The organism is Paenarthrobacter sp. OM7 (assembly GCF_029873575.1).
Classification (GTDB): Bacteria; Actinomycetota; Actinomycetes; order Actinomycetales; family Micrococcaceae; genus Arthrobacter.
Genome location: NZ_CP123579.1, coordinates 3,745,563 through 3,771,398 on the forward strand (window position 1 = coordinate 3,745,563; position 25,836 = coordinate 3,771,398).

Here is a 25,836-nt window from a genome sequence, read left to right on the forward strand (position 1 = left end):
CTCACAACGAGGGTCTAGCGGCTGAGCTTGATGAGCTTTGTCTGGCCGCTGAGCCCGGCGGTGTCCAACGTCAGGGTGGTTTGTCCCGCAGCATTTGTCCCCAGTGTGCCGGCACCCTCCACCACGCTGGACCACGTGCCCTCGGGCAGGGTCAGTGTGAGGCTGGCAGCCTTTTGCGTTGGCTCGCTGAAAGCCAGATTGAGGACGTTGCCGTGCCTCGAGAACACCACACAGGCAGCTCCGGACGCTCCCAAGTCCCCTGCTGTCCCGGGCTTCCAGAACGTGGCTGCCGTGGTCTTCGCGGCTTTGAATTCCACGGATTGCGCTGTGGAATCATTGCGGATCACCCTGTATTTGTTTCCCTGCACCAGTTCTTGGGTCAGGTTCAGCGAGGCTCCTGGCGCCACCACATACGCATAGCTGGCCGGGGCAGATCCGGCGCCGTGGTCTATGTAGAGCGTGGCGAAGTTGCGCTGGTGGACCGTGGTACTGCCGTTGACGTTGACCCCAGCCCAACTGCCTGACCGGGTTTCCCGAAGCACGTGAAGTGGAGAATCGTCCAGCATGGCGTAGCCTCCGAAACCCTCCAAATGGACCCAGCGCCCATCGCTCAGTACCTCAGCGCTGCCAGCCGATCCGGCGATGGTGCCTGCCGTCGTCGTGAGTGCATTGCTGCCTTGGTGGAGGTTGCGGTGGTCAACGATGGTTTCCACGCGGGCGCCGGACCCAGTGCTGATGTCCGCGCCGAGGCATACGGTCACATCGCCGCTGACAAACCAGGACTTTCTTGCAGACAAGCCCGTGCGGCCCGGCCCCACCAGATGCTGCCCGACGGCGGCAACCTCGCCCAGCGCTGTGGCGCCGCTCCACTCATTGGCCGGGACCGCAGCGCCCCATTCACCCTCCACCTTGTCCGGCAAGGGCGTGGTGTCCACGGTGGTGCCGGGGAGGCGGTTGTAGTTGGCCGTGGCCCAGAACGCGTCATCGTACTGGGCGAGGTCGGACGTGTAGAAGTAGGTCATGCCGGAACCCGTGTGATAGCCGCGGTTGTTCTCTCCATTGCCGCATTCGTACCAGGCAATGCGATTGCTGGACATGGAGAGCGACAATGCCCATCCGGGTCCCCGGTGCATGGTGCGGTCCATCGCCGGGAAGAGCCTGTGGCCTGCCGGTTCTGCTACGGGAGCAACGCCTGTGGCTTGGAGTTCCTTCACCAGTGCCGTCCTGGGCACGCTTGCACTGCCAAGGATCGGGCGGTAGGTATTGCGGGTAATCCAGCCAGCGCATAATCCCCTCCACCGGGTGGCAGTGGCCGGATCCATGGCCCGGGCCAGGAGCAGGATGGCCTCGATGGCCGATGCCCCGAGGTCGTAGCCGGTGTTGGCCTCCCTGCTGATGCTTCTGCCGCGAACAGAATCGGCCATGGCTCCGTTGATCATCACGGGAGCAAACGAACCCTCCACGGCGTCGAAGAAGATGCTGCGCGACGGGTCGGAAACCTCGAATGCCGAGCCTCCCAGCACCGAGAACAGCTTGGACAAACCGGTGAGGAGGACTACACCGTAGGAGCCCGTGTAAGGGGTGGTGCTGTGTTGGATGAACGAACCATCGCGGAAGATTCCATCCCCGCTGGTGACGAACTGCCACACTTGGCTGAGTCCGGCGACTGCATGTTTGAGTTTGGCCGGATCTTCGCCAGCCAGGGACCGGATGATGATTCCCTGGCACAGGTCCACCCTGTTGGCCCCCACGGACGTGATCTTTCCGCGTTTGGGTGGGAACTGCAGCCAGGGGTCGGGCACAAAGTGGTCAATCGCCGCTGAGTAGGCCTGGATTTCGACGGCGGACAGCTCGGCGTGCAGCAGGACCATGGCGTCCGCGAGTGCACGGGGAACGCCGATCTCCCACGACCACCAGTTGCCAACCTCTTCCTTGGCGTCGTTGTAGCAAAGGGTGTTGGCATCAGCAAGCCCGGCTTTGATATCTGCCAGCACTGAGGCATCCCCAAACACTGCCGCCGTGGGTGTCGCCCAGGCAGTGGCGAGCTGGGAAAGGCGCGTATACGTGGTGACCATCTCCGCATCCTTGGCGAAGGACAGATCCGTGAAGACCGATGTGCGCCCGGACGCCCGGTTGAGTTTTGCCAAGGAGTCGGCGGCTTTGGTGTTCACGGCTGCGACCGCTTTGGCGAAGTCCGGATCGCCCGCTTGGATGACATTACGGCCGGTGATCTGGTCCACCCAACGGTTTCGCAGCGCTGCGAACTCCGCTGCGCCCGGTTCTGCGTCGGCCCAGGCGTTCTGAGCGAACATCGAGCTGACCACTGCCGCCAGGGATAGTGCGCCGGCACCCTGGAGCAGGGTCCTGCGGGGGAATTGAAGTGACAAGGAGTTGCTCCTAACACTCGTGGCTGGACAGGGTCCGACGTCCTTCGCCGGGTCCGCCACTGGCTTGGGTTGAAGTCAACGCGATGCCGAAGAGAGGAATAAAGCAGTACCTGGTACGTCCCCGTCGCTGGAAACGTGCGAGACCGCTGGAACTTTCCGGCGAAGCCACAGTGTTCCAGCGAAGTCGCGGGTCCCGCCTTTCTGTAAAGTGCTCCCCATGGATGACAAAGCGATGTTGCTCGGGTACCTGCGGCTCCGGAGGGCGGACCTACTCGGCAAGGTGGAGAACCTCAGCGAGTACGACGCCAGGCGGCCCTTGACCCCCACTGGCACGAATTTGCTGGGTTTGGTGAAGCACGTGGCCAGCGTGGAGCTCGACTATTTCGGGGTGACATTCGGGCGGCCCAGCGGCAGGGACATGCCGTGGCTGGCGGAGGACGCCGAACCGGATTCCGATATGTGGGTCCCTGCCACCGAGAGCCGGGAAGAGATCCTGGAGTTGCACCACTTTTCCGCGAAGCACAGCGATGAAACCATCGAGACCCTCCCGTTGGACGCACCGGGCGTGGTGCCGTGGTGGTCGGACGAGAAGAAGAACGTCACGCTCCACCAGATCCTGGTCCACATGTGCGTGGAAACCGCCAGGCACGCGGGGCACGCAGACATCATCCGCGAGCTCATCGATGGCTCCGCGGGGCAGAGGCCGGGCGATCCCAACATCCCCGGCCGTAACTCCGAGGAATGGGCAGCCCACCGGTACCGCATCGAAGAAGCAGCCCGGGAGGCAGACCGCCGGCACTGGTGAACCTTCACAGCCACTGCATATGTTGGGCAAACCTCCGGCGTAGCCTCGCTCCGTAGAAACGAGGCATGACTCCTGCAAGCCTCCCCCACAAACTTGATGCGAACTTGAGCCAAACGAAAAGGTTCCTTGATATAGCGGCGCCACGCTGGAATCAGTCGGAACACCAATACCGAGGGGTTTCGGCAACGAATCTCAAGTATGAAAGACATCGATGTGGGGGACGCAATGGAGCAGTCATCAGCACTCAGTGAGGTAGTTGCCGTCAAGGGCATCATCCAGGATCAACACCCCGTGGATTTTTACGCGCTGGGCGTCGCTGGATGCATCGACCGACTCGCCGCGCCGCTCCGACGCACCGGCGTCACCGTGCACTGGCACACCCCGCATCATGGCATCGAGATCTCATCGAAAGCCGCCGCCCTCCTTTATCACGTGGCGCAGGAAACCTTCAGCAACACCCTCAATTACGCCGGCGCCAGCGAGCTCACCGTCCGCCTCAACGCCGTCTACCACGGCATCCAGCTGACCATCACGGACGACGGCGCCGGTTTTGAAATCCACGCCTCGCCCAGCGGCCGGCGGCACGGTTTTGGCTTGCTGCTGATGTCCATCGCAGTGCACGACGCCGGCGGGACAGTAGACATCGACTCCGCCCTCGGGCGGGGCACCAGCGTCAGGGTCACGCTGCCGCTGGATTGAGTCCGATTTGCGACCTTATTTGGGCTCCCAGCCATTTCCCAACCGCATTGCCGGACGTATTCTGTAGCTACTTTTCAGCCTGACATCCCGACGGAATGGCACGAAAATGGCGCGCAACAAGGGTCCAAAGATCGGTCTCGGCAAGGTCCTCCTGAGGGTCTTCGGTTACTTCCTGGTAAGTATCCTCTGCGGAGTGTTGATCTCCGGGTTGGTGGTCCCCGTGGTGGCCTTCACCAGCACCACCGTGGGCGGGTCGATCGGCTTCTATGAGGACCTGCCGAGCGAGCTGAACGTCGATTCCCCCTCCCTTTCCAGCACCATGGTCTCCGCAGACGGCCAACACATCGCCACGTTCTACGCAGAAAACCGGGTCAAGGTTCCCTTGGAGGAGATGTCGCCGTTCATCCGGGAAGCCATCGTGGCCATCGAAGACAGCCGCTTTTACGATCACGCCGGCGTAGACGCGCAAGGCATCATCCGGGCGTTGAGTTCCAACCTGACAAAAGGGACACGGCAAGGGGCATCCACGCTGACCCAGCAATACGTCACCAACGTGCTCAACGAGTCGCGGCTGTCCGAGGGGCGTCCTGAAGACGTGGTGCTCAGCGGCCAGAAAACCATGGGAGACAAACTCCGTGAGGTCAAACTCGCCCTCGAGCTGGAGAAGCGGTTCAACAAGGAACAGATCCTTGAGGGCTACCTGAACATCGTGTTCTTCAACCGGGACGCCTACGGCATTGAAGCCGCATCGCGATACTTCTTCAGCACCTCCGCGAAGGACCTGACCCTTCCACAGGCCGCGCTCCTTGCCGGCCTGGTCAATGGGCCCAGCATTTACGACCCCACCGTGGACCCGGATGCAGCGTTGAGCCGGCGCAACCTCGTCCTGGACCGGATGCTGGAACAGGGCATGATCACGGCAGTAGACCACGGCGTGGCAGTGGCAACACCCATAGAGCTGAACATCACGCCTTCCCGGCAGGGGTGCGCGGGGGCAGCTATAGCCACCTACTTCTGTGACTACGTCTCCCACCTGATCCTCAACGACGAGACCTATGGTTCCACCGTTAACGAGCGCGAACGCCTGCTCTACCGGGGCGGCCTCACTATCACCACCACCTTGGACAGCAGGCTCCAAGCAGTTGCCCAGGCCCAAGTGGACGCCTCGGCCGGGGACAACCCGGACAAGTGGGGCGCGGCCATGACCACAGTGCAGCCCGGCACCGGAAAGATCCTGTCGATGGCCCAAAACACGGTCTTCGTGCCGCAGGAAGGAAAATACGATACCCAGCTGAACTTCAACGTGGACGCCAAGGACGAGAACGGATACGACCTCAACGGCGCCGGCGGGTTCCAGCCGGGGTCCACCATGAAACCGTTCATTTACGCCGAGTGGCTCAACCAAGGCAAGCACCCCACCGCCGTGGTTGACGCCTCACGCAGGGTCTACCCCGTGGGGTTCCCGTGGCGTTCCAGCTGCGGAAGGGTGTTGGGCGGCTACAGCTCCGCCCAGAAGGCACAGAACCTGGGGGCCGACGACGACCTGCAAAACAACGATCCGGGCTATTACCGCGCCATGCCTATCAACTACGGCCTCTACAACTCCATCAACACGGCCACTTTCGCTACCGCAGCCCAGTTGGACTTCTGCGGCATCCAGAAAATGGTCGATACCGTGGGCCTGCACAGCGGGCTCGACAACGCTCCGGTGAACATGCACCAGATCGGCAATCTGCTGGGCTCCATCGGCGTTGCGCCACTGGTCCTGGCGAGCGCCTACGCAACCTTCGCCAATGACGGCACGTACTGCGCCCCCATCGCGATTACTGAGATCAGCGATGCCCAGGGCCGCCAGTTCGAAGCCCAAACACCCCAGTGCCGGGAGGCGGTGAAACCGGCGGTGGCCCGTGGCGTTAATGCCGTCCTGCAGGATGTACTCAAGATGGGCTCCGGTGTGTGGATCGAGCCCAAGGTCCACACCAAGGTTCCCGTGGCTGCCAAGACCGGCACGTCCAACAACAACGGGGCCACGTGGGTGGCCGGTTACACCACCTCTCTTTCCACGGCGTCGTTCTTCGGCGATACGACGGCGGGACAGCAGCGGGCCGGGCAGAACGTCACCATCAACGGAAAGTTCTACAAATCCCTGGACGGCTACATGATCGCTGGACCCCAGTGGGCCAACTACATGGTGGAAGCCACTGCCCTTTACCCCAGCGGACCCTTCGCAGCACCTGCTCCCCCACCGGCTCCGGCACCCGTCACCACGGTGCCCGCGGTTCCGCGGTTGACGGGACGGTAGCTGGAGCCCTGCGTTGCCGGCAGTTCCGGGCTAGTGAGAGATCTCCGCGTCAGCGCGCGTGCCGTCGTCCTCGTAGCTGTCCACGCCTGCGAGGTGACGGCCCGCGATGTACCCGAACGTCAGCGCCGGGCCCAGGTTGATGCCGCCCGCCGGGTAATGCCCGCCCATGACGTTGGCTTGGTCGTTGCCGGCGACGTACAGGCCCTCGATGGGGACGCCGTCGTCATTGAGGGCCCTGGACCGGCCATCCGTGTCGACCCCCGCAAACGTGCCGAAGCTGCCCGGCACCACACGCACCGCGTAGAACGGCCCCTTCTCGATGGGCCCCAATGACGGGTTCGGCTGGATGGTGGGATCGCCGCCGTAGCGGTTGAAGGCCGTCTCGCCCCGTCCGAAGTCGGGATCTACGCCGTCACGGGCGTTGGCGTTGAACCTCGCCACAGTGCGGCGCAACTCTGCGGGGTCGATGCCGCATTTCGTGGCAAGTTCTTCCAGCGTCCGGCCCTTGAGGAGGTATCCGGAACGCAGATAGGGAAACAACGGCACGGGCAGCGGTTTGGCCATTCCGAGCGGGAATTTACGCACAAACCGACTGTCCGCGATCTGCCACGACTCCACGGTCTCCCCTTCCGGGGTCGCTGCGATGAGTGCGTCAACGTAGTCGTAGTAGCCGTTGGCCTCGTTCACGAACCGCTTCCCATCCGAACGGACACCGATGCTGCCGGGCTTGGCTCGGTCCATGATGTGCGGGAACACCCCGGTCCGGCCGTTGCGGTATGGCACCAGCGACACCGGGCACCATGCGGCCGGCGACTTCACATCCGTCTTGAAGCGCGCACCGACGGATTGGGCCAGGTTGATGCCGTCGCCGGCCGTCTCGCGCGGTGAAAGTGTCCAGTGCTCCCGTCCGGTGGGAGTCTTGGGAAACAGCTCCTTGCGACGCTGGACATCGTTGGAGAAACCGCCGGTGGCCAGCACGACGCCGCGGCCAGCGTTGATCTGCAGCCCGCCTTCCGGAGAACGCACGACGGCGCCGGTCACCTTGCCGTCGTCGTCGCTGAGCAACGCTGTGGCAGGGGTAGAGACGCGGATGTCGACGCCCAGGTCATCCGCGGACTTCATAAGCCTGCCGGTGAGCGCTGTGCCGTTGACCAACTGCATGTTGCGGCGGTGGGTCAGCAGGTCCAGGAGGTGGAAGCCGAAACGCCACCCCGCGTGGAAGATCCCTTTGAGGTTGCCCTGTGACGCTGAGAGGAACTTGCTGAGGTCCGGCCCTGCCATGATGCCCATGCCGAGGAAGGACGTCTCGTACAGCTGATGGCGCATCTTGTGACGAAGGGCCGGCTTGATGGTCCGGGCATTAAGGGGTTTGGGCCCTACAGAGCGGTTGCCTTTGCCGGCGCCTGGGAGCTTGCCGTAGATGTCGTTGATCTTGCTGCCCGGAACGAATTGCAGTGACGTCTTTTCCTGGAAGAAGCCCACCATGTGTGGGGCAGCCTCGAGGAAGGCCTCTACGTTCTGCTCCCGATAGTCGTCGCCGAGGACGGCACGGAGGTAAGCCCGGAATGTCTCCTTGTCTTCGTTGACGCCCCCGGCTTTCGCCAGTGGGTTACCGGGAGCCCACGCCCAGCCGCCGGACCACGAGGTTGCGCCGCCGCAGACTCCGGACTTTTCCACGACGATGACTTTCAGCCCGTGGTAGGCCGCTGTCACTGCCGCAGCGAGGCCTCCGGCTCCTGAGCCGATGACGAGGACATCGCAGTCAAGGGTGGGGAGGGATGGGGTGTTGTTCACGTGGTGCTCCAGGTAAATGCGGGGGTGGTGAGGACTGAGTTGGCTGCTGCCTTCAGCTGTTTGGCCCATGCGAGTTCGCCCATGACGGCCACTCTGCTTCCGGAAGGGGTTTCGACGCTGACGGGGGTGTCGGCGGGGAACGACGCGAGCATGGCTGGAAGGTCGAATTGGCCTTCACCCGGCACACCCCGTTCCGAGCGTGACTCAAGGATCAGCCCTTCCCTGCCGGGCGGCGGGATGGACGGACCGTCGCAGAGCTGGATCATGGGGACCAGGCCCGCGGCGTCTTCGAGTTGGGCCCATGTGCCGCCGAAGCGGTTGACGTGGAGTGCATCCACCACGATCTTGCAGCCTGCCCGGTCCGCGAGTTCAACGGCCTGCGGGATCGAACGGACGGTCTGATATGCGATGGGTTCCAGCGTGGGGACGATTCCGTAGGCTTTGCCGTCCTGGGTCATCTGCGCCAGATGATCCCCGAAACGGTCCAGGTCCGGATCCGCACATGCAACTGTCAGCGTGGACGCTCCCAGTGCTTGACCCGCCTCCATCATCCGCAGCCAGGCTTCGCGTTGATCGGCGCCATTCTGCAGGCCGGTTCCGTCCAGAAGCAGGAACTCGATGTCTTCAACGGTGATTCCCGTGTCGGCCATTCGAGCCAGGGTTTCGCGAAGCATGGGCGAGCCGGGCTGGAGGTTGTACGGGCGCTCCGTGGGTGTCACGGGACGTACGCGTGCACCGATGAAGTCGAACCCGGCCTCAGCGGCGATGCTTACCAGGTCCGGGGGTGCGGTTCCCACAAGGGAGAGCTGTGCAAGTCCGAGCCGACGCACTGGCGTGCCGAGGGGTGGATTGGCGACGGGGGCAGAGGCACCGGGAGAAGCGGGATCGCCGGTCAGCTGCGAGATCGCCGAAAAGCTACGACGATCCGGCACGTTTCCAGCGATCTCGGCACCATCAGTGTCATCACTCGCAGTCAGGGCAGCGGCAATTCGTTGGGCTGCGTCGTAGCCGCTCTTGACCGCGTTGGACACGATGGCTGGCGTCTTATCGACGACCGTTCCGGCCACTGCGACGGGAACGGAAGCGGACAGGCTGAGCCCAGCTTCCCGTTGCTCCAGAGTGAGGGAACCGTCCAAGGGCAGGACCGAACGCGAGACCAGCAGTTCCCCCGGGGCTTCAATCCACTCGTCCTGAACACCCGCCCGGCTGATCCGTACGCGGCTGCCGTCAAACTCCTCGATGGTGCTGGCCAGGAAGATCCGCACTTTCGGGTTGGCTTCAAGGCGCGGCACGGCCAGGATCTTGGCGCGACGTCCGGATTCCGGGGCCAGCGCTTCCTGCGGTCCGACCACCAGCACGGAAGTTCCGAGGGCCGCCAGGGTGTCGGCCACGCTCATGGCCACGGAATCAGCGCCCCAGATGGTCACGGCTTCCGGAAAGACCTCCGCAGAACCGTCCAGAATCTCCGGGTGGGCAGCGAGCCAGTCACGGATATCGGAGACGAGAGGCGAGTCGCCGCCAACAAACCCTGCCTCAGGCCGACGACCACCAATAGCGATGACAACTGCGTCGGCGCCGAAATCGCGGACCAACCCACCGACGTCGGACGTGTCAGCATGGGTACCCAAGCGGACCTCTACGCCGAGGCGCTCGTTCTCCGAGGCTGACCAGTCGGCGAAACGGTGGAAGTCCGGCGTGGACCTCATGCGCTCGGCGAGCGCGAACTGCCCGCCGGGCCGTGCGCCGTCGTCCACCAAGGTCACAAGGGCGCCCGCTTCGGCGAGTTCGCGGGCAGCGGTAAGCCCGGCGGGACCGGCACCCACCACCAGCACTCGCGAGGCGGAGCGGACGGCCGGGGTTGAAACGGGAACACGCGAACGACCCACGGCAGGATTGACCGTGCAGGTGACTTGGCCGAGCCCCAGGTTATCGATGCAGACGTTGCAGGCGATGCACGGCCGGTAGCGTTCGCCGCGCAGCACGCCGCCCACAAAAGCAGGATCCGCATGGATGGCGCGCGCCAGGCTCACGAAATCGCAGGTGCCGCGTGCGAGGACTTCTTCAATGATTTCCGGGCTGTTGAGTCGTCCGGCCATGCCCAAAGGGAGACCGAACTGGCGGTAGGCCCGGGCGTAGTCGGACAAGATTCCGGGCTTCCACTCCCCCGACTGCACAATCCATTCGCCGGCGTCGTAGCTGCCTGCGGAAAGGTCCAGGAAGTCGAGCTTGTCAAGATGGGCTTTCCCGATGATGGCCACTTGCTGTTCTGCGCTGATGCCATCGGCTGGACCTTCCATCACGGAAACGCGCATGCCCACGATCGTGTCCGGCACTGCTTCGCGAACGGCATCGATGACCAGGTTCATGAAGAACTCCGGGGCCGCGAACTCGTCCGTGCGATGGTTGGAAATGGGCGACATGAATTGGTGGATCAGGTACCCGTGCGCGCCGTGGAGGTTGATGACGTCGAAACCAGCGGCCACTGCGCGGCGGGCGGCTGCCGCATAGGCAGCCACGAGTTCATAACACTCGGCAGCGGTGAGTTCCCGCGGGACCTCGCCACCCGCCGTCGGGCAGGGAACCGGCGACGGCGCGAGGTTCTTGAACCCGGACACTGAGGACTGCGCGGTGCGGCCGCCGTGGTTAAGTTCGACGGCGGCCAGCGCACCTTCGGCGTGCAGGGCGTCGGTGAGGCGGCGGAGCCCGGGGATCATGTGGTCCGTGTGCAGGCCGAGTTGGTGCGTGCGGCCCTTGCCGTCGGCGCGGACAAACGTCGCTTCGGTGGTCACCATGCCAAGGCCGGCCTGGGCGCGGGTCACGAGGTAGTCAATGTATTGCTCGGTGATGTGCCCATCCGTGGTGCCGTAATTGCGTTTCATGGGGGCCGACGCGAGGCGGTTGCGGAGTGTCTTGGGCGTGCGGCCGTTGCGGCCCAGGGTCAGCGGCATTCCCGCTGAGGGCGTGGTGGAAACCATGGTCAGCGAGCCACCTTTTCACGTCCGCGCAGCTCTGGAATGGCTGCGTGGGTAGGCTGTACTGCGGCGAAGCGGACGGGTTGGCCGGTGCGTGAGGACTCGTAGACTGCCAGCAGGATCCGCAAGGATTTCAGCGCGTCTTTGCCCGTGATGGCCGGTTCGGTGCCGGTTTCCAGCGCCTGCACGAAGTCCTTCACCTGCAGTTTGTGGAACGGGATCAGCTGGCCGTTGATGACGGACAGGTCGACGTTCGGTTCAACGCCTTCAGGATGGACAGGCTCGACGACGATTCGCTCACCCACCGCCCACAGGTCGAGTCGACCATCGCTGCCTTCCGGGAACTCCGTCAGGGAAGCCGAGGCGCCCGTTTCGCCGGTAATGCGGAGCTGGATTCCAAGGTTGGGCGATACCGCGGTGGAGGCCTCCAGCGTTGCCATGGCTCCGGAGGTGAAGGTGATCACCGCCGTTGCGGAATCTTCTACCTCTATGTAATCGCCGTGGCGGTAGGTGTTGACCTTTCCGTAAACCTCGGCCACGTCCCCCAGGTACCACTGGAGGAGGTCGATCTGGTGCACGGCCTGGGAAATCAGCACCCCGCCGCCGTCGTTCTCCCACGTGCCACGCCAGGTGTCGCGGTTGTAGTAGTCCGGGTCGCGGTGCAGCATGACCGAGCACTGGGCCATGATCGCCTTGCCCAGCGTGCCATCGTCGATCGCGGTGCGGATCTTCTGCGACGCCGGCCAGAAGCGGCGCTGGAAAAGGACCCCCAGCTGGACTCCGGCGTCTTCACAGGCTGACACCATGCGCTCAGCGGACTCCAGTCTGGTAGCTATGGGTTTCTCGCAGAGAACGTTGATTCCGGCTGCGGCTGCCCTCAGCACCACGTCCTCGTGGGTGGGATGCGGCGTACAGACGGAAACGATGTCCAGGTCCAGGGCGAGGAGCTCGTCCACGCTGGTGACCGCGTTCGGGACTCCCCAGGTCTTGGCTGTTGCTGAGGCCCGGTCCGGATCCACATCGCAGACGCCCACCAACCGGACGTTGTCCAATGCAAGGAAAGCTTCCAGGTGGTTGCGGGAAATGGCGCCGCAACCCGCGATTCCAACACGGAAGATGCGGGGGGCGGTTGCTGACGAAGTCATCGGGTAATCCAACTTTCGGGCAAATGAGTCGTTTGCTGTGGTTCTGACGTGGAAGGGACCGCGCCGGGCGGCGGAAGCTGCCGCCCGGCGTCGTGCGTGCTGTTTGCTACTTGAGGGAAGTGCGCGGTTTGCCAAGGTCCTCGAGCGGGACGTTGTACGTTTCCCGGGCCGTCATGATGGCGATGCCCGAAGCCACCAGGCACAGGATGGTGAAGCCCGCTACCGGCCACCACCCGTTCGGTCCGGGCTGGGCCAAGAGGGTTGCGATGGCCGGTGCGAAGCCAGCCAGGATCAAGCCGATCTGGCTGCCGATCGCCATGCCGGAGTAGCGGACCGCTGCGGGGAACATCTCAGGGAAGAACACCGTCCACACGCCGTTCCAGCAGGAGTAGAAGACCGTCATGTTCAGGAAACCGAACAGGAAGATCAGGGCGATGTTCTGCTCGCTGATGGCCCAGAAATAGCCGATGGTGGTCAAAGCGCAGCCAAGGGCACCCACCAGGAGGACCTTCTTGCGGCCAACGCGGTCCGAGATCATGGCCGAGATGGGGATGGTCACCATGGACAGTCCGATGGTCACGGCGTTCACGGTGAGCATGAGGGTGCGGTCGATCCCCACTGCGGGGCCGGTGGCGTAGGCCAAGGCGTACACGGTGAAGGTGGTCTGCATGACGGAGAACAGCATCACCACGCCAACGCGCAGGACGTCGCGCCACTGGGTTTTCATGACCGCGACGGCGGGAATGGCCTTGGGCTTTTCATGCTCCACGATTTCCTCGAACACCGGGGGCTCATCCAAGCGGGTCCGGATCCAGTAGGCCACCGCAAGCACTACTACCGAGAGCCAGAACGGCACGCGCCAGCCCCAGCTGAGCAGATGCACTTCGGGCAGGGCTGCCAAGGGGATAAAGACCACCGTGGACAGCACCATTCCAGAGGCATATCCGGTCATCACGAAGCTGGTGAAGAACGCGCGACGGCCTTCGGGTGAGTGTTCCATGGTGAGGGTCGAGGCACCTGCGGCTTCAGCGCCGGCAGAGAAGCCCTGGGCCAGACGGCCCACCAGCAACAACGCCGTTGCCCAGTAGCCGATTTGTCCATATGTGGGCAGGAATCCGATGCCGATGGAGGCAACGCCCATGATCACCAGCGTGACCATCAGTGCCTGCTTGCGGCCGATCTTGTCACCGTAGTGGCTCATCACCAATCCGCCGAGTGGCCGGGCAAGGTAGCCCACGCCGAACGTCGCCATCGCTCCGAGCAATGCCACTACGGGGTCGCCGCCGGGGAAGAAGATCTTGGGGAAGATCAGGGCGGCGGCAGTGCCGTAGATGAAGAAGTCGTAGTACTCCAAGGTGGATCCGAGGAAGGAGGCGAGTGCCGCCTTCTTGGGCATTTTGACGTGTTCAACCGGCTCTGTTCCAACCGGTTCTGTTCCAAGCGGCGAGGCCGCATTGTTGGCGTCCGAGGGCGAGTGCTGCTGCACGTGTCCCATACTGTCTCCTCATTGAGTGCCGCGGGAAGTGGCACCGCCATGGTGCTTTGCCCGGCAAAGAATTGGACGAGGTACAAACCGCCGGCTGCTGCTTTGTTGTGCAGCCCGCCCGGTAGCCGTTGATAACGACTCCCGTAGCTGTGCTCCAGATCACAGGCGATTGTTCCTCTGGAATCGACTGTAGGACCCAGGTCACACGCAGCGGCACAACTTCCCGTTGAACGGGATACGTCTCTTATCTGACCCGTCAGGGCTCCAGGTGGGACAACCACGGACGGGAGCCATAAGGCCGGCGTTCAGCACCCATGGTCCGGGACAAGCCGCGGCCTGCGGCCACCAGGACCGGGAGTATCAGCCCGGCGTCTTCGTCCACAGAAGGCACGACGACGGAAATGGCACCTATGACGGCTTGGCCCTGGCCAAACACCGGCACGGAATAGGCCGTGTTTTCCTCCACCAGGACACCCACCAAACGGGCATAGCCACGCTCGCGGATCTGGGCGAGGTGGCTCCTGATCCTGGCAGGGTCCACCTCCGTTGCCTGCGTGGTCTTCTCCAGCTTTCCTGCCAGGAACCGGTCCTGAACCCAGCCCGGCATGTGCGCCATCATGGCCATTCCCGACGACGTCGTGTGGATGTCCAGACGGCCGGCAACCTCCGCCAGGTTCATGACCGTTCCATGCCGGTCCAGGCGTTCGAGGTAAAGAACACTGTTGGTTTCCACATCCGGAATGGACAGGGCAACGTGTTCCCGCACCGCCGCGTGCACACCTTCCAGGAACGGCAAACCGCGACGTCGGAATTCCTCCAGGGGATTACTGCGGGAGGCCAGTTCCCACATCTTCATTCCGACACCGAACTCGCCGGCAGCGTTGCGCTCCAGGAGTCCGTTGGCTGCCAGGTCCATGGCCAGGCGATGCACCGTGCTGCGGGACATGCCGGTAATCCGGACCATGTCCTTCAGGGGAAGCCACGGCTGGCCTTTGGAAAACGCATCCATGATCTTCACGACGCGTTCGATCACGGACTCCCCCGACGCCGAGTTGGCCATGATGCCTCCGTAGTGCTTTTCCGGTCGGCTGCATCGCGGACCGCAAACCCAATATAGCCTTGCACTGAAGCGCGAGAATCCGGGAGGCAACGTGGAACTGCGGCAAATTGAGGCCTTCCTGGCAGTAGCAGAGGAATTGCACTTCGGCAGGGCGGCAGAACGGCTCCGCATGGCACAGTCGCCGTTGAGCCAAACCATCAAGAAGCTCGAAAAGGGCTTGGGCGCACCGCTCTTTGTCCGCAACACCCGGTCCGTCACGCTGACCCCGGCCGGGCATTCCCTGTTGCCGCACGCACGCCGGATCCTGGACGAAGTGGACCTGGCACGCAGGGCTGTCAGCGCCGGAACGGGGACCGTCTATGGCAAAATCGCCATCGGCTTCTCGGGTGCACTGAACCATGCCACGCTTCCCCCACTGACACGGGCCCTGCGCCAGCGCTACCCGCAACTCGACGTGACGCTGCGGGGAGGCTTGCTGACCCAGGAAGCACTTCACCAACTGGGCAACGGTGCACTGGACCTGGCCTTTATCGGCCTACCCATCGACGCTCCGTCGCTGGCCACCCGCCGGATTGCCATTGAGCGCCTGGGGGTCACCCTGCCGGCAGACCACCCCCTTGCCGGACATGCATCCGTGGAAATGGCCGAGCTGGCAGGTGATCCGTTCATCACCATGCCTGCCGCCCAAGGGTCCACGCTGCGTGAGGTCACCTTCGCGGCGTGTGCTGCCGCCGGTTTCCGCCCCAGGATCGCCCAGGAGGTCTCCGACCCCTACACGGCACTGTCCTTGGTGGCCGGTGGCGTGGGCATCAGCCTGATGCCCGGGTCAATTGAAGGGATCATGCCTGCGGGCATCGTCTTCCTGCCGCTTCAAGGCGACGACGTCCTCCTGTTTTCCGGACTCGCCTGGAACCCTGGCTCCATGTCTCCGGCCGTTCGGGCGGCAATCCAACTGGCTGAGGAGGTGCTGCCAACACCTGGGGACTAGCCCACTATGTGTTTTCTGCACATGGTGAGAGACCAACTAAGTATTGGACAAGAGCTAATGCGTTGCCCAGCATTGAGAAAAGCCCCACTCACTCAATGAAGAGGACACCCTCATGGCCACGTTTGCCGTTACATACGCCTACTCCGACTCGACGTCTGCCGGCCGGGATACAGTCCGGCCCGCTCACGTGGAGTTCCTCAAAGCCCAGTTCGACGGCGGTCGCCTCCTCAAGAGCGGCCCTTTCGGTCCGGAGGAATCACCAGGCGCGCTGCTGATCATCGACGGTGACACCAAAGCCGACGTCGAAGCCCTTATGGACCAGGACCCGTTCCATCAAGCAGGGCTCATTGAGGAACGGACCGTGCGGCAGTGGAACATCTTCTTCGGCGCTGATGCTGCGCAGCCGGCAGCCGCGCAGACCGCCGCGCAGAACTGAGGTCCCCCAGTGCTGTCCGCGATCACCGTCTCCAAAGAGACCATTGCTTTTCGGGATTCTCCTGAGCCCGTCCTTGAACCGGGCCACGCCCTCGTCCGGGTCCACAACGTCACCCTCTGCGGCACCGACCTCCATATCTGGGAGGACGACTATCCCACGGAGCTCCCCCTGGTCCAAGGCCATGAGTTCTCCGGCATCGTGGAGGCCCTCGCGCCTGCGAAGACCGGCACCGGGGGCTCCGGAAGGGACACAGTCCAGGACATCAGCATCGGCGACCGCGTTGCCGTCAACCCCATCATCTACTGCGGCGAGTGCCGCCCGTGCCTCACCGGCCGGTACAACGTCTGCCAGGACGTGGGCTGCCTGGGCTGCTACTCGGATGGGGCACTGACAGAACTGATCAGCGTCCCGGTGGAGAAGCTGTGCCCCGTTCCCGACGATCTCCCGCTGGACATCGCCGCCATGGGCGAACCCGCATCCATCGCCATGCAGGCCGTCAACCGCGGTCGGCCCGAGCCCGGCGACACCGCGCTGGTATTGGGAAGCGGCCCCATCGGATTGCTGGCCACGCTGTACCTGACGGAGCTTGGAGTCACGGTGATCTGCGCCGATACCGAGCAGCACCGGCTGGATCTTGCGGTCGGGTTCGGTGCCGCGGAAACGCTGCTGGTAAGGCCGGGAAGCGACTTCCCGGATGAACACCAAGCACAACGCCTTCACTCCATGACCGACGGGTACGGCCCGCAACTGGTCATCGAAGCCACCGGGGTTCCGTCCTCCTTGGAGAATGCCATCAGGCTGGTTGCCAGTGCCGGCAGGATTGTCCAGGTGGGCATCTCGCCGCGGCAAGCCAACGTCTCCATGAAGGACATCCCCTACAAGGAACTGGATCTCATGGGCAGCCGGATGAGCCTCAACCTCATCCCCGACGGGCTCGCCCTGCTGTCCCGCCACCCCGAACAGGCACGCGCCCTCATGACCCACCGCTTCGCATTTGCGGAGGTCCAGAAGGCCTACCGATTGATGCAGGGACGAACCGGGAAGATTGGCAAGATCGTCATCGAGATGCCTGCGGGAAGCGTCGCATGAGCACCTCAATCCTCACCGCGCACGAACAACTCAACGCAAGCTACGACGTCGTGATCATGGGCAGCGGCGCCGCCGGGCTGGTGGCCGCCGTCCGTGCTGCCGATGCCGGACTGAGCGTCCTGGTGGTGGAGAAGGCGCCGCTGCTGGGCGGCACCACGGCTGCCGGTGGCGGCGTGATGTGGGCACCGAACAACCACCTCGCCAAGGCTGCCGGGTACCAGGACAGCCATGCCGACGGCGTCGCTTACCTCACGGAGGCGGCCGGCCACGTGATGACGGCCCAGGAAATTGAGTGGTACGTGGCCACTGCGCCGCGGGCTGTGGACTTCCTGAACCGGAACACCAAAGTGTCCATGGTTCCCATTGCCCGCCCGGATTACCACATGGACTGGAAAGGGTCCGCGAACGGTGGCCGCGGCCTGGACAACAACGCTTTTGATCCCCAGGACTACCCCGGCCTTTCGGAGCTGATCCGGCCGTCGTCGTACTTCCCTCTGCTCACCATGACCGAACGCGATGAACTCAACGGCCGCGCCGCTGATCCGTTGCTGCTGGAACGCCGGGCGTCCACCGGGATCCGGACCATGGGCGGCGCCTTGGTCGGGAGCCTGGTGGCGAGCGCTGTGGACCGGGGCGTGCACCTTGTGGTGTCCAGTCCGGTGGAGGAATTGTCACCGTCAGGTGCCGGGTGGATGGTGAGTCTCGGCGGCGTTTCTGCCGACGCGACCGTGGCCGCGACCGCCGTCGTGCTTGCCTCTGGTGGGTTCGAATGGAATCCGCGGCTTCGCAGCGCGTTCCTGCCGTATCCGGTGACGCCCATCAGCGCCCCGTCCAACGAGGGCGACGGCTTGGAACTCGGGCTGAAGGCCGGAGCGGCGGTGGAGGACATGACGGCAGTGTGGGGCGTTCCGGTGATTTCGACGGCGGCCCATCAGTACGACGGTCAGCAGTCGGGGCGTATGGGAAACGTGGAGATGACGTTGCCGGGATCCATCACCGTGAACAGCGACGGCAAGCGTTTCGTCAACGAGGCGCTCAACTATCACGACGCCAGCAGGGTCTTCGCCTCGATCAACCCGCATACGGGCAGGCAACAGAACAACCCGGCGTGGTTGGTTTTTGATTCCGCCTATGTGGCCAAATACCCGGTGGCGGGCTCCTCGCCGGGCGAACCCGCAGAGTGGATGGTGTCCGCGCCCAGCCTGGAACTCCTGGCCAAGGAGGTGGGCATCAACCCAGCCGGTCTCAACGCCACAGTTTCCCGGTTCAACGCCGACGCGGCCCTCGGCGTGGACACGGAATTCGGCAGGGGCGCCACTGCCCAGGACCGATTCCTGGGCGATGCCGGAAACACCCCCAATCCTTGTCTGGCGCCCTTGCTGGTTCCACTGTTTTACGCGGTTCCCATTCGGGCAGGCGTACTCGGCACGTCGGGCGGGTTGGCTACGGACTTCAGTGGTCGCGTCCTGGACCATCGGCAGCAGGCCATTCCGGGACTTTATGCGGCGGGCAACGTCTCGGCCGGGGTCTTCCGCAACAACTACCCCGGCGGCGGTGCCACCCTTGGTTCCGCGATCACCCGTGCCTTCGCTGTCGGGGAAGATCTCGCGGCCCGGCTGAAGTAGCCGACCCTTGGGGGGACGGAAACGCCCGACGGCGACTACCGCCGTCGGGCGTTTGCGTTGCCAGGCCCGCTCTACGCGCCTCGCGCCCGAAATAGGGCGCAGAGCGGGCCCCACAACGGATGGGCTAGCGGGCGTAGAGCTCGGTGAAGTTCCTGAGAACCCGCATGGGTTCCGTCACGGATGATTCAAGGGCGGCGGCGATGAGTTCATCGGCCTCGTGGGGCGGGAAATAGCCTGCGTTCTTGTAGATGTTGATGCGCGTGATGATCCCGTCAGCATCCAGTTCCGGGTGGAATTGTGTGGCGTAGAGGTTCTTTTTGATGCGGAACATGTGCACCGGGCAGGCAGCTGAGCTGGCCAACAGCACTGCATGTCCGGGTAGTTCGCTGCACGCTTCCTTGTGACCTACAAAGGCGTCGAAGGTGCGTGGGACGCCCCGAAGCATGGGGTCACGTTCCCCGTCGGCGGTGAGCGTGATCTCCGTGGGCCCCACAGGCTCGCCAAAGCGGCGGTCAATCGTGGCCCCTTGGTGAACACCCAGGGTCCCGACGCCGTAGCAGGCACCAAGGAACGGGAAGTCCTCGGCCACTATCCGGTCCAGAAGGGATGAGAGTTCCGTCTCAACCCGGATCTGGTCGGAGCTCTTCTCCTCCACAGGATCGCTGGACGTATAGGGGCTGCCGCCAACAATCACCCCGGAATAGTCCGACAGTTCAAGCGCCGGCAAAGGCCCGGATTCCAGCCGGATACGGACCAATTCTTCCGGTTTCAGGCCGCAGTAGCGGAGGTAGGCCTGGTATTCGTCATCGGCTGCTGCGTCTTCGGCGCGGGTGGCCAGCAAAAGGAAGGGCTTCACAGGCCCAGTCTGCGCGAGGAATGCCTGACGAACAAAGTGTGTTGGCCCGAAGGGGGTTTCTGACAGAGACTCCCTTGCATCGCCGTGGCTGCATAACGTTGGTAGGGACCCCTATGACACACCTATGACTCATTTCTGAGGAGCAATCTTTGAAGCAGGACCCTTTGGTCGTCGGCACGCAATCGCCCAAGGCGTCAGTTGCTGCACCGCAACTCCCCAAGAAGATCCCGTGGGGTGGCCTTCTGGTTCTGGCGGCGGCAGGGTTCACGGCTGTGACCACAGAACTCCTTCCCTCAGGCCTGCTTCCCCAAATCAGCCGCGACCTCGGAGTGGACGAGTCGGCGGTGGGTTCGCTGACCGCGGTCTATGCGGCCATCATCGTTTTCACGGCCCTCCCGTTGTCCCGGTTCCTGGCCGGGCGGCTTCCCCGGAAGACCCTGCTCATTGCCACCGTGCTGGCCTTTGCCCTGAGCAACGTGCTCCTCGCTTTCAGCCCCTCCTTGGGTTGGGCGATCGGAGCGAGGCTCCTTGGCGGCATCGCCCACGGCATGTTGTGGTCCAGCATGGCGCCGTATGTGGCCCGCATCGTCCCCGCACATTCCGTGGGCAAGGCCATGGCTGTGGTCTTCAGCGGCAACAGCATCGCGTTGGCCGTCGGTGCTCCCATCGGAACCTTGATGGGATCGCTCATGACCTGGCGCGCCTCGTTCCTGGTCCTGGCCGGAGTTGGTGTGTTGCTGGCTGTCTTGGCTTTTTGGCTGCTCCCCGGCGCCCGTGACCAAGCCAGCCAGAAGACCCCATCCCTACGGGCAGCCATGAAACTGCCCGGCGTCATTGCCATCGCCATCGCATGGCCGCTCCTGCTGCTGGCCCACTTCACACTCTTCACCTACGTTGCCCCGTTCCTCCTCGCCTCCGGACTGCCGGAATCCGCTACGAGCCTGTCCCTTTCCGTGGTGGGCATCGCCAGCCTGGTGGGTATCTGGATTGCAGGCATGACCGCGGACTCCCGCCCGCGCACCTCGGTGATTGCCGCCGTCGGACTCTTGACCCTTGCTTTCGCCCTGCTGCCCGCGCTGGGCGGCACCTGGGTGGGCGCGTTTGGACTGATGACGCTCTGGGGCATCGCGTTCGGAGCGGTGGGCATCTACAACCAGGCGGCGATTCTCCGTGCGGGCGGTGAGCACAAGGATGCTGCCAACGGGCTGACTGTGGTAACCATCCAACTGGGGATCGCCATCGGTGCTGTGTACGGAGCCTTCGCCCTCACCACCGTCGGTGCGCACCTGGTGCCCTTGGCCGCCGCGGTTCCCACTGCGGTTGCGCTGGTGATCATCATTGCCAGCCGTCGCGGCGGCTACCCTGCCGGGGGTCGCGAGAAGCGCCGTTAACATTCCCGAAACACGCCAGTGACGTGATCTTCACGAACAGTGGATTTCTGTAACTTACCTGCAACTTAGCTCTTCTGAGTCGGAAACATAGCTCACCGAACATTGATCGGGGGGTTGGTGTGGGCCGTGCAACAACGGCCCCGTTTCGGACAAGCTTGAAGGGAACGCAGGTGGAGATCTCTGCGCAACACGTCTGGCTGATGTTGTCATCGGCGATGGTGCTATTCATGACCCCGGGCCTCGGCCTCTTCTACGGCGGCATGACCCGCGCCAAGGCAGCTCTGAACATGATCATGATGAGCTTCATCTCGGCCGGCATCGTTGGTGTTGTCTGGGTCCTGTGGGGCTACTCGATGACCACCGGCGACGGCTTCCTCGGCCTGTTCGGCAACCCATTCGCACACTTCGGCCTGCAGGACCTCATGGGTTCGCCGGACCTCATCAAGGCAGGCTTCGCTGCTACGTTCGCCATCATTACCGTGGCCCTCATCAGCGGTGCAATCGCCGACCGTGCCAAATTCGGCGCCTGGGCTTTGTTCGTACCGATCTGGGTGACGGTGGTTTACTGCCCGCTTGCTTACATGATCTGGGGCGGTGGCCTCATGAGTGCAGGCGGCGCCCTCACCCAGATCTTCGGCCAGGTCATCGACTTCGCTGGTGGCGCAGTGGTTGAGGTCAGCTCCGGAACCGCCGCTTTCGTCCTCGCACTGATCGTGGGAAAGCGTCACGGATTCGCCAAGGACCCCAACCACCGCCCACATAACGTGCCGTTCATCATGATCGGCGCAGCCATCCTCTGGTTCGGCTGGTTCGGATTCAACGGCGGAGCCGCCGCCACGGTGGAGCAGGCAGGCCTCATCTGGGTCAACACCCTGGTCACCCCGGCTGCGGCCATGCTGAGCTGGCTGGTGGTGGAGAAGATCCGTCACGGTCACCCCACGTCCTTGGGCGCAGCGTCCGGCGTGGTGGCGGGCCTTGTAGCCATCACCCCGTCCTGCGCGAACATCACCCCGCTCGCAGCTCTCGGCCTGGGCTTGGTGGCCGGCGCTGCCTGCGCAGTGTTCGTTGACCTGAAGTACAAGTTTGGCTTCGACGACTCCCTCGACGTTGTGGGCGTTCACTTCGGGGCCGGCGTCATCGGCACGATCTCCCTCGGCTTCATCGCCTTCCCCACCGAGGGGACGGCCGGCGGCCTCTTCTACGGCGGCGGCCCCCAGCAGTTGATCGCGCAGACCGTGGCCGTCTTGGTCACCATGGCGCTCTCGGGCCTGGGCACCCTGGTCATCGGCCGGGCCATCCACAGGACCATCGGCTTCCGTGTTGCCCACGAGCACGAAATCACCGGTGTTGACCTCACCCAGCACGCCGAGTCCGCCTACGAGTTCGGCCTCACCGCCCACGGCCACTTCCGTCAGCAGCAGGCGCACCTGTCTGCTTTGATCAGGCGGAAGCCCGAAGAGGCCAAGGAAGACAGCTTCGCCTAACGGCACCGTCACCAAACAGCGCCCGCCCACCCAAGTAGGTGACAGCAAACGCACCACTGAGGGCTGATTGGGACGTTTGCTGTTACCTAGTTGGGCTAGCCGGAGCCGTTCCAGATCCGCTGCCACCACGTCCGCTTGCCCGGCTGCTCGGGTTCCGGCTCCGGCGGAGCTGCGGCTGACCTGCGTTCCCGCCATTTTTCCAGTTCAGCGTCCACGTCGCGGAGCCTGGTGATCACCGGAGGCCCGCCCTGAAGTTGCCGCCTGGCCTCGATCACGCGTTTGTTGAAGTCCTCAAGAATGTCCCGGACCTGTTTGTCCGTGTACTGCTGGTCCAGCTTGGCGTCGAGCTCGGAGTCCTCGATCCGGAGCAGAATGGCTGGCGGACCGATCCCGCTGAGGCGTTCGCGTTGGATGAGGCCTTTGACCCACCAGTCGGGATCGTAGTGCTCCCCCAGCCCGGGGATTGGTTTTCCGGCGTATTTCAGGTTGTCGAACTTGCCTTGGTTCATGGCGTCCCGGATGAGGTACTCGACCCTGGCCGCGTCGTCCACTTTGCGGCGTTTCTCGCGTTCCTCGGCGTCGGCGGCCTCGAGCTCTGCGTCTTCTTCCGCGTTGCCGCCCCATGACCGGACTGCCCGCAGTTCGGCGCCGCGCTCAAGCCTGCGCCTGAAGACGTTATTCTCGGCGTTCACGTCCTGCCACCTCCTCGCACGGCAGCCCTCGCCTGCCGGACATCGTGATTCCAGTATTCCGCACGTTGCCGTGGTTGGGGCTCGTACCCCCACCACCTGCTTTGAAACCGCAACGACCCCCGACACGCCGCCAACAGGCGTGTCAGGGGCCGTTCGGTGCCCGAAATGGGTGGTGGTGGTCCGGCGAAAAAACTAGGAACGAACAGCCATGCCCGGATCCAACTGTTCGATACCCTCAGGCGTCACCAGCACAACCCGGGCGGTGCAAATGTCGTAGAACAACCCCGTGGCCTGCACGCTGCCCGAGGCAAGGGCTGGCCCAGTGACGGGGTGGTCCTCCAGCTTCCGGAGCTGCACGGCAATGTTCACCATGCTCAGCTGGTCCAGCCGGCTGTAGCCCTCGGCCTCGGCCGCGCGGGCAACAGGATGGCCGGCGAGCAACGCCGAGTAGCTGGGCCGTGCGTGCTCCAGCCAGGTATCAAAGCCCGTACCCAGGGCAGGGGCAGAACCCTCTGCATCAGCAATGACGGCCTTCATTGCGCCGCAGTTGGAGTGCCCGCAAATAACGATCGAATCCACGGACAGCGCCTTGACCGCAAATGACAGCGTTGAATCAATGGAGGCATCACGGCCATCGCTGCACACCACGTTGCCAATGTTGCGGAGCGTGAGAAGGTCACCCGGTCCGCTGCTGGTGATCAGGTTGGGGTTGACGCGGGAGTCGACGCACGCCACGAACAGCGTGTCCGGGTTCTGGCTTTCGGTGAGGTCCTGAACCAGGGGGCGGACCTTGTCAGCGTGCCGGCGATGGTATTTGTCGATGCCCAGGAGGATGGACCGCAGCGGCGGCTGCCCGCCGTCGTCGTCCGCTGTTGGATTGTCACCGGGCGGCAGCCAGGACGTGCGCGGCGGCAGCGGGAATTCGCGCGGGTCCTGCCGCTGCGGGGTGTTGTCCTCGGCATCGGTGAAGGCGGTGGTGCCGTGTTCCTCAAGGATTACCGAGGCGCCCGTGCTTCGGTGCTGCTTCTGCCAGGCGACCAACGCTTCGCGGAAGGCGTGGTCCAGGTAGTCGGCGTTGAGCTCCACCACGGCGTCCTGGCCTTCGGGCACTGAGTGGAGGACGCGGTTGAGCCGGGGCAGCGCGAAGAAACTGCACGATCCGGCGATGACAACGCGCCACGGAAGGGCAGCACCGGCGGGCGCATGGGCATTGATCTGCGCCCGGAGAACCCTCCACAGCACGCAGAGGGCGGCGAGGGCCAGGCCGATGATCACGCCTTCGAGGAGGTTGAGCACCACGACGCACACCAGCGTGACGCTGTAGACCAGGAGCTCGCCGGTACGGAGGCTGGTGCGGATGTCGGCAACCTTGATGAGCTTCGCGCCGATAACCAGCAGCAGGCCAGCCAGCACGGACAGCGGAATCAGTTGGATCAGCCCGGCGAACAGTGCGGAGAAGACGAGGACCCAGACGCCGTGCAGGATGGCGGAGGTGCGGCTTTTCGCGCCGGCTTCAACATTGGTGGCGCTGCGGACAATCACGCCGGTCACCGGAAGTCCGCCGAGCATGCCGGAGACAACGTTCGCGGAGCCTTGGCCCACCAGTTCGCGGTTGAGGTTGGTGCGCGAACCGCCGTGCATTTTGTCGACGGCGACGGCGGACAGGAGCGACTCGATGCTCGCGATCAGGGCCACCGTGATGACGGCCATGGCCGCTGCCCGCCAGGTGCCGTCGGGCAGGCTTGGCAACGCGACGGCGTCGAAGATGGAGCCGCTGAAGCTGATGCGCTCAACGCCTGGCGCCACCGCGACGGACAGGGCGGTGACGGCGACGACGGCGGCGAGCGGTCCGGGGATCTTTCGCACCGACGCCGGGAGGAACTTCCAGGCCATCAGGATCGCGACAACAGCAAGACCCAGCAACGCCGAGTGCAGCTCCACGTTGGTGATGGCCGCCGGCAATGCCGTGAGGTTTTCGACGGCGGACCCGGCAGCTTGGCCGCCGAGCAGCACGTGGAGTTGCTGCAGGATGATGGTGATGCCAATGCCCGCGAGCATCGCCTTGACCACCACGGGCGACACTGCCAGCGCGGCCCGGCCAATGCGGCTGACACCCATGAGTAACTGCATGACGCCGGCACCGACTGTAATGGCACACGTCACCGCCCAGCCGAATTCGTCCACAAGACCGGCGACGACGACGGTCAGGCCGGCAGCGGGGCCGCTCACCTGCAGTGGGGAGCCACCCAGGCTGCCTGCGACGATGCCGCCCACGGCCGCGGCGATGAGGCCGGCCATGACAGGAGCTCCGGAGGCGGCGGCGATACCCAGCGACAGTGGGAGTGCGACGAGGAAGACTACGAGGGACGCGGGAAGGTCGGCGCCGAGATTGCTGAGGAAGCTTGGCTTGGCTGTACCTTTGCCCGGGTTCTTTCCCGGCGGGCTGTGCGAGTCAGTAGGGACGGTAGCGGAATCGTTGGGCTGCGGCATGGGGTTCCTTGAGCTTGGGAATGCTGACCCTTCCAAGCTACGGAACCTGTCACCGTTAATGACAACAAGATGTGACAAGCGTGACAAAAGCTGTGAAGATGCGCTTCATGTTGGGACCCATGGGAACTTTCGCGG

18 protein-coding genes are annotated in these 25,836 nt (G+C 64.0%); 9 read left to right on the top strand and 9 right to left on the bottom strand.

Annotation, left to right across the window (positions count from 1 at the left end; translation table 11 throughout):
• Positions 1 to 14 precede the first annotated feature (14 nt).
• Positions 15 to 2,387: a polysaccharide lyase 8 family protein gene (locus QEH68_RS17195; protein WP_280623530.1), complete on the bottom strand. Its 2,373-nt coding sequence runs from the start codon at positions 2,385 to 2,387 to the stop codon at positions 15 to 17.
• Between the two features lie 217 nt (positions 2,388 to 2,604).
• Here QEH68_RS17195 and QEH68_RS17200 point away from each other — a divergent pair, with 217 nt between their 5' ends.
• The 3 genes from QEH68_RS17200 to QEH68_RS17210 all read left to right on the top strand — a co-directional run bounded on the left by QEH68_RS17200 (position 2,605) and on the right by QEH68_RS17210 (position 6,193).
• Positions 2,605 to 3,192: a DinB family protein gene (locus QEH68_RS17200; protein ID WP_280623532.1), complete on the top strand. Its 588-nt coding sequence runs from the start codon at positions 2,605 to 2,607 to the stop codon at positions 3,190 to 3,192.
• 198 nt (positions 3,193 to 3,390) lie between these two features.
• Entirely contained in the window at positions 3,391 to 3,891 is a 501-nt protein-coding gene (locus QEH68_RS17205) for an ATP-binding protein (RefSeq protein WP_242703397.1), read from the top strand.
• Positions 3,892 to 3,997: 106 nt separating this feature from the next.
• Positions 3,998 to 6,193: a transglycosylase domain-containing protein gene (locus tag QEH68_RS17210; protein ID WP_280623535.1), complete on the top strand. Its 2,196-nt coding sequence runs from the start codon at positions 3,998 to 4,000 to the stop codon at positions 6,191 to 6,193.
• A gap of 30 nt (positions 6,194 to 6,223) precedes the next feature.
• Here QEH68_RS17210 and QEH68_RS17215 read toward each other — a convergent pair whose 3' ends face one another.
• The 5 genes from QEH68_RS17215 to QEH68_RS17235 form a co-directional block, all read right to left on the bottom strand.
• Positions 6,224 to 7,987, bottom strand: coding sequence for an FAD-dependent oxidoreductase (locus QEH68_RS17215; RefSeq protein WP_280623537.1), 1,764 nt, complete (start codon positions 7,985 to 7,987; stop codon positions 6,224 to 6,226).
• Entirely contained in the window at positions 7,984 to 10,962 is a 2,979-nt protein-coding gene (locus tag QEH68_RS17220) for an FAD-dependent oxidoreductase (protein ID WP_280623539.1), read from the bottom strand. The genes QEH68_RS17215 and QEH68_RS17220 overlap by 4 nt, the downstream gene beginning before the upstream one ends.
• A gap of 2 nt (positions 10,963 to 10,964) precedes the next feature.
• Complete coding sequence (locus QEH68_RS17225; RefSeq protein WP_280623541.1) at positions 10,965 to 12,104, bottom strand: Gfo/Idh/MocA family oxidoreductase; 1,140 nt, start codon at positions 12,102 to 12,104, stop codon at positions 10,965 to 10,967.
• A gap of 106 nt (positions 12,105 to 12,210) precedes the next feature.
• A complete protein-coding gene (locus tag QEH68_RS17230; RefSeq protein ID WP_280623543.1) occupies positions 12,211 to 13,599 on the bottom strand; it encodes an MFS transporter in 1,389 nt (462 codons plus the stop codon).
• A gap of 247 nt (positions 13,600 to 13,846) precedes the next feature.
• Positions 13,847 to 14,650, bottom strand: coding sequence for an IclR family transcriptional regulator (locus tag QEH68_RS17235; RefSeq protein ID WP_207594747.1), 804 nt, complete (start codon positions 14,648 to 14,650; stop codon positions 13,847 to 13,849).
• A 91-nt stretch (positions 14,651 to 14,741) separates the two neighbouring features.
• On the opposite strand from QEH68_RS17235, the gene QEH68_RS17240 reads away from it, so the two are divergent.
• The 4 genes from QEH68_RS17240 to QEH68_RS17255 all read left to right on the top strand — a co-directional run bounded on the left by QEH68_RS17240 (position 14,742) and on the right by QEH68_RS17255 (position 18,788).
• The gene (locus QEH68_RS17240; RefSeq protein WP_280623548.1) at positions 14,742 to 15,638 is read left to right on the top strand and encodes a LysR family transcriptional regulator; all 897 of its coding nucleotides are present in this window, start codon (positions 14,742 to 14,744) and stop codon (positions 15,636 to 15,638) included.
• A 112-nt stretch (positions 15,639 to 15,750) separates the two neighbouring features.
• Complete coding sequence (locus QEH68_RS17245) at positions 15,751 to 16,074, top strand: YciI family protein (RefSeq protein WP_280623550.1); 324 nt, start codon at positions 15,751 to 15,753, stop codon at positions 16,072 to 16,074.
• Between the two features lie 9 nt (positions 16,075 to 16,083).
• A complete protein-coding gene (locus tag QEH68_RS17250) occupies positions 16,084 to 17,163 on the top strand; it encodes an alcohol dehydrogenase catalytic domain-containing protein (protein WP_280623552.1) in 1,080 nt (359 codons plus the stop codon).
• Entirely contained in the window at positions 17,160 to 18,788 is a 1,629-nt protein-coding gene (locus QEH68_RS17255) for an FAD-dependent oxidoreductase (RefSeq protein WP_280623554.1), read from the top strand. The genes QEH68_RS17250 and QEH68_RS17255 overlap by 4 nt, the downstream gene beginning before the upstream one ends.
• 124 nt (positions 18,789 to 18,912) lie before the next feature.
• On the opposite strand, the gene QEH68_RS17260 is transcribed toward QEH68_RS17255, so the two are convergent.
• A complete protein-coding gene (locus QEH68_RS17260) occupies positions 18,913 to 19,644 on the bottom strand; it encodes a glutamine amidotransferase (protein ID WP_280623557.1) in 732 nt (243 codons plus the stop codon).
• A 164-nt stretch (positions 19,645 to 19,808) separates the two neighbouring features.
• On the opposite strand from QEH68_RS17260, the gene QEH68_RS17265 reads away from it, so the two are divergent.
• Both QEH68_RS17265 and QEH68_RS17270 read left to right on the top strand, forming a co-directional pair.
• Positions 19,809 to 21,035 (top strand): MFS transporter, encoded by a 1,227-nt coding sequence (locus QEH68_RS17265; RefSeq protein ID WP_280628037.1) that lies wholly within the window; start codon positions 19,809 to 19,811, stop codon positions 21,033 to 21,035.
• Between the two features lie 170 nt (positions 21,036 to 21,205).
• Positions 21,206 to 22,519 (top strand): ammonium transporter, encoded by a 1,314-nt coding sequence (locus QEH68_RS17270; protein WP_207594760.1) that lies wholly within the window; start codon positions 21,206 to 21,208, stop codon positions 22,517 to 22,519.
• Between the two features lie 95 nt (positions 22,520 to 22,614).
• Here QEH68_RS17270 and QEH68_RS17275 read toward each other — a convergent pair whose 3' ends face one another.
• Together QEH68_RS17275 and QEH68_RS17280 are read right to left on the bottom strand one after the other, a co-directional pair.
• Positions 22,615 to 23,211, bottom strand: a complete 597-nt coding sequence (locus QEH68_RS17275) for a DUF1992 domain-containing protein (RefSeq protein ID WP_280623563.1) — start codon at positions 23,209 to 23,211, stop codon at positions 22,615 to 22,617.
• A 192-nt stretch (positions 23,212 to 23,403) separates the two neighbouring features.
• A complete protein-coding gene (locus tag QEH68_RS17280; protein ID WP_280623565.1) occupies positions 23,404 to 25,701 on the bottom strand; it encodes a bifunctional SulP family inorganic anion transporter/carbonic anhydrase in 2,298 nt (765 codons plus the stop codon).
• Between the last annotated feature and the right edge of the window lie 135 nt (positions 25,702 to 25,836).

Excerpts from the sequence above, each read along its gene's own strand:
- QEH68_RS17200 (WP_280623532.1), top strand. The coding sequence starts at position 2,605 with ATGGATGACAAAGCGATGTTGCTCGGGTACCTGCGGCTCCGGAGGGCG.
- QEH68_RS17205 (WP_242703397.1), top strand. The coding sequence starts at position 3,391 with ATGAAAGACATCGATGTGGGGGACGCAATGGAGCAGTCATCAGCACTC.
- QEH68_RS17210 (WP_280623535.1), top strand. The coding sequence starts at position 3,998 with ATGGCGCGCAACAAGGGTCCAAAGATCGGTCTCGGCAAGGTCCTCCTG.
- QEH68_RS17220 (WP_280623539.1), bottom strand. The coding sequence starts at position 10,962 with ATGGTTTCCACCACGCCCTCAGCGGGAATGCCGCTGACCCTGGGCCGC.
- QEH68_RS17225 (WP_280623541.1), bottom strand. The coding sequence starts at position 12,104 with ATGACTTCGTCAGCAACCGCCCCCCGCATCTTCCGTGTTGGAATCGCG.
- QEH68_RS17230 (WP_280623543.1), bottom strand. The coding sequence starts at position 13,599 with ATGGGACACGTGCAGCAGCACTCGCCCTCGGACGCCAACAATGCGGCC.
- QEH68_RS17235 (WP_207594747.1), bottom strand. The coding sequence starts at position 14,650 with ATGGCCAACTCGGCGTCGGGGGAGTCCGTGATCGAACGCGTCGTGAAG.
- QEH68_RS17245 (WP_280623550.1), top strand. The coding sequence starts at position 15,751 with ATGGCCACGTTTGCCGTTACATACGCCTACTCCGACTCGACGTCTGCC.
- QEH68_RS17255 (WP_280623554.1), top strand. The coding sequence starts at position 17,160 with ATGAGCACCTCAATCCTCACCGCGCACGAACAACTCAACGCAAGCTAC.
- QEH68_RS17280 (WP_280623565.1), bottom strand. The coding sequence starts at position 25,701 with ATGCCGCAGCCCAACGATTCCGCTACCGTCCCTACTGACTCGCACAGC.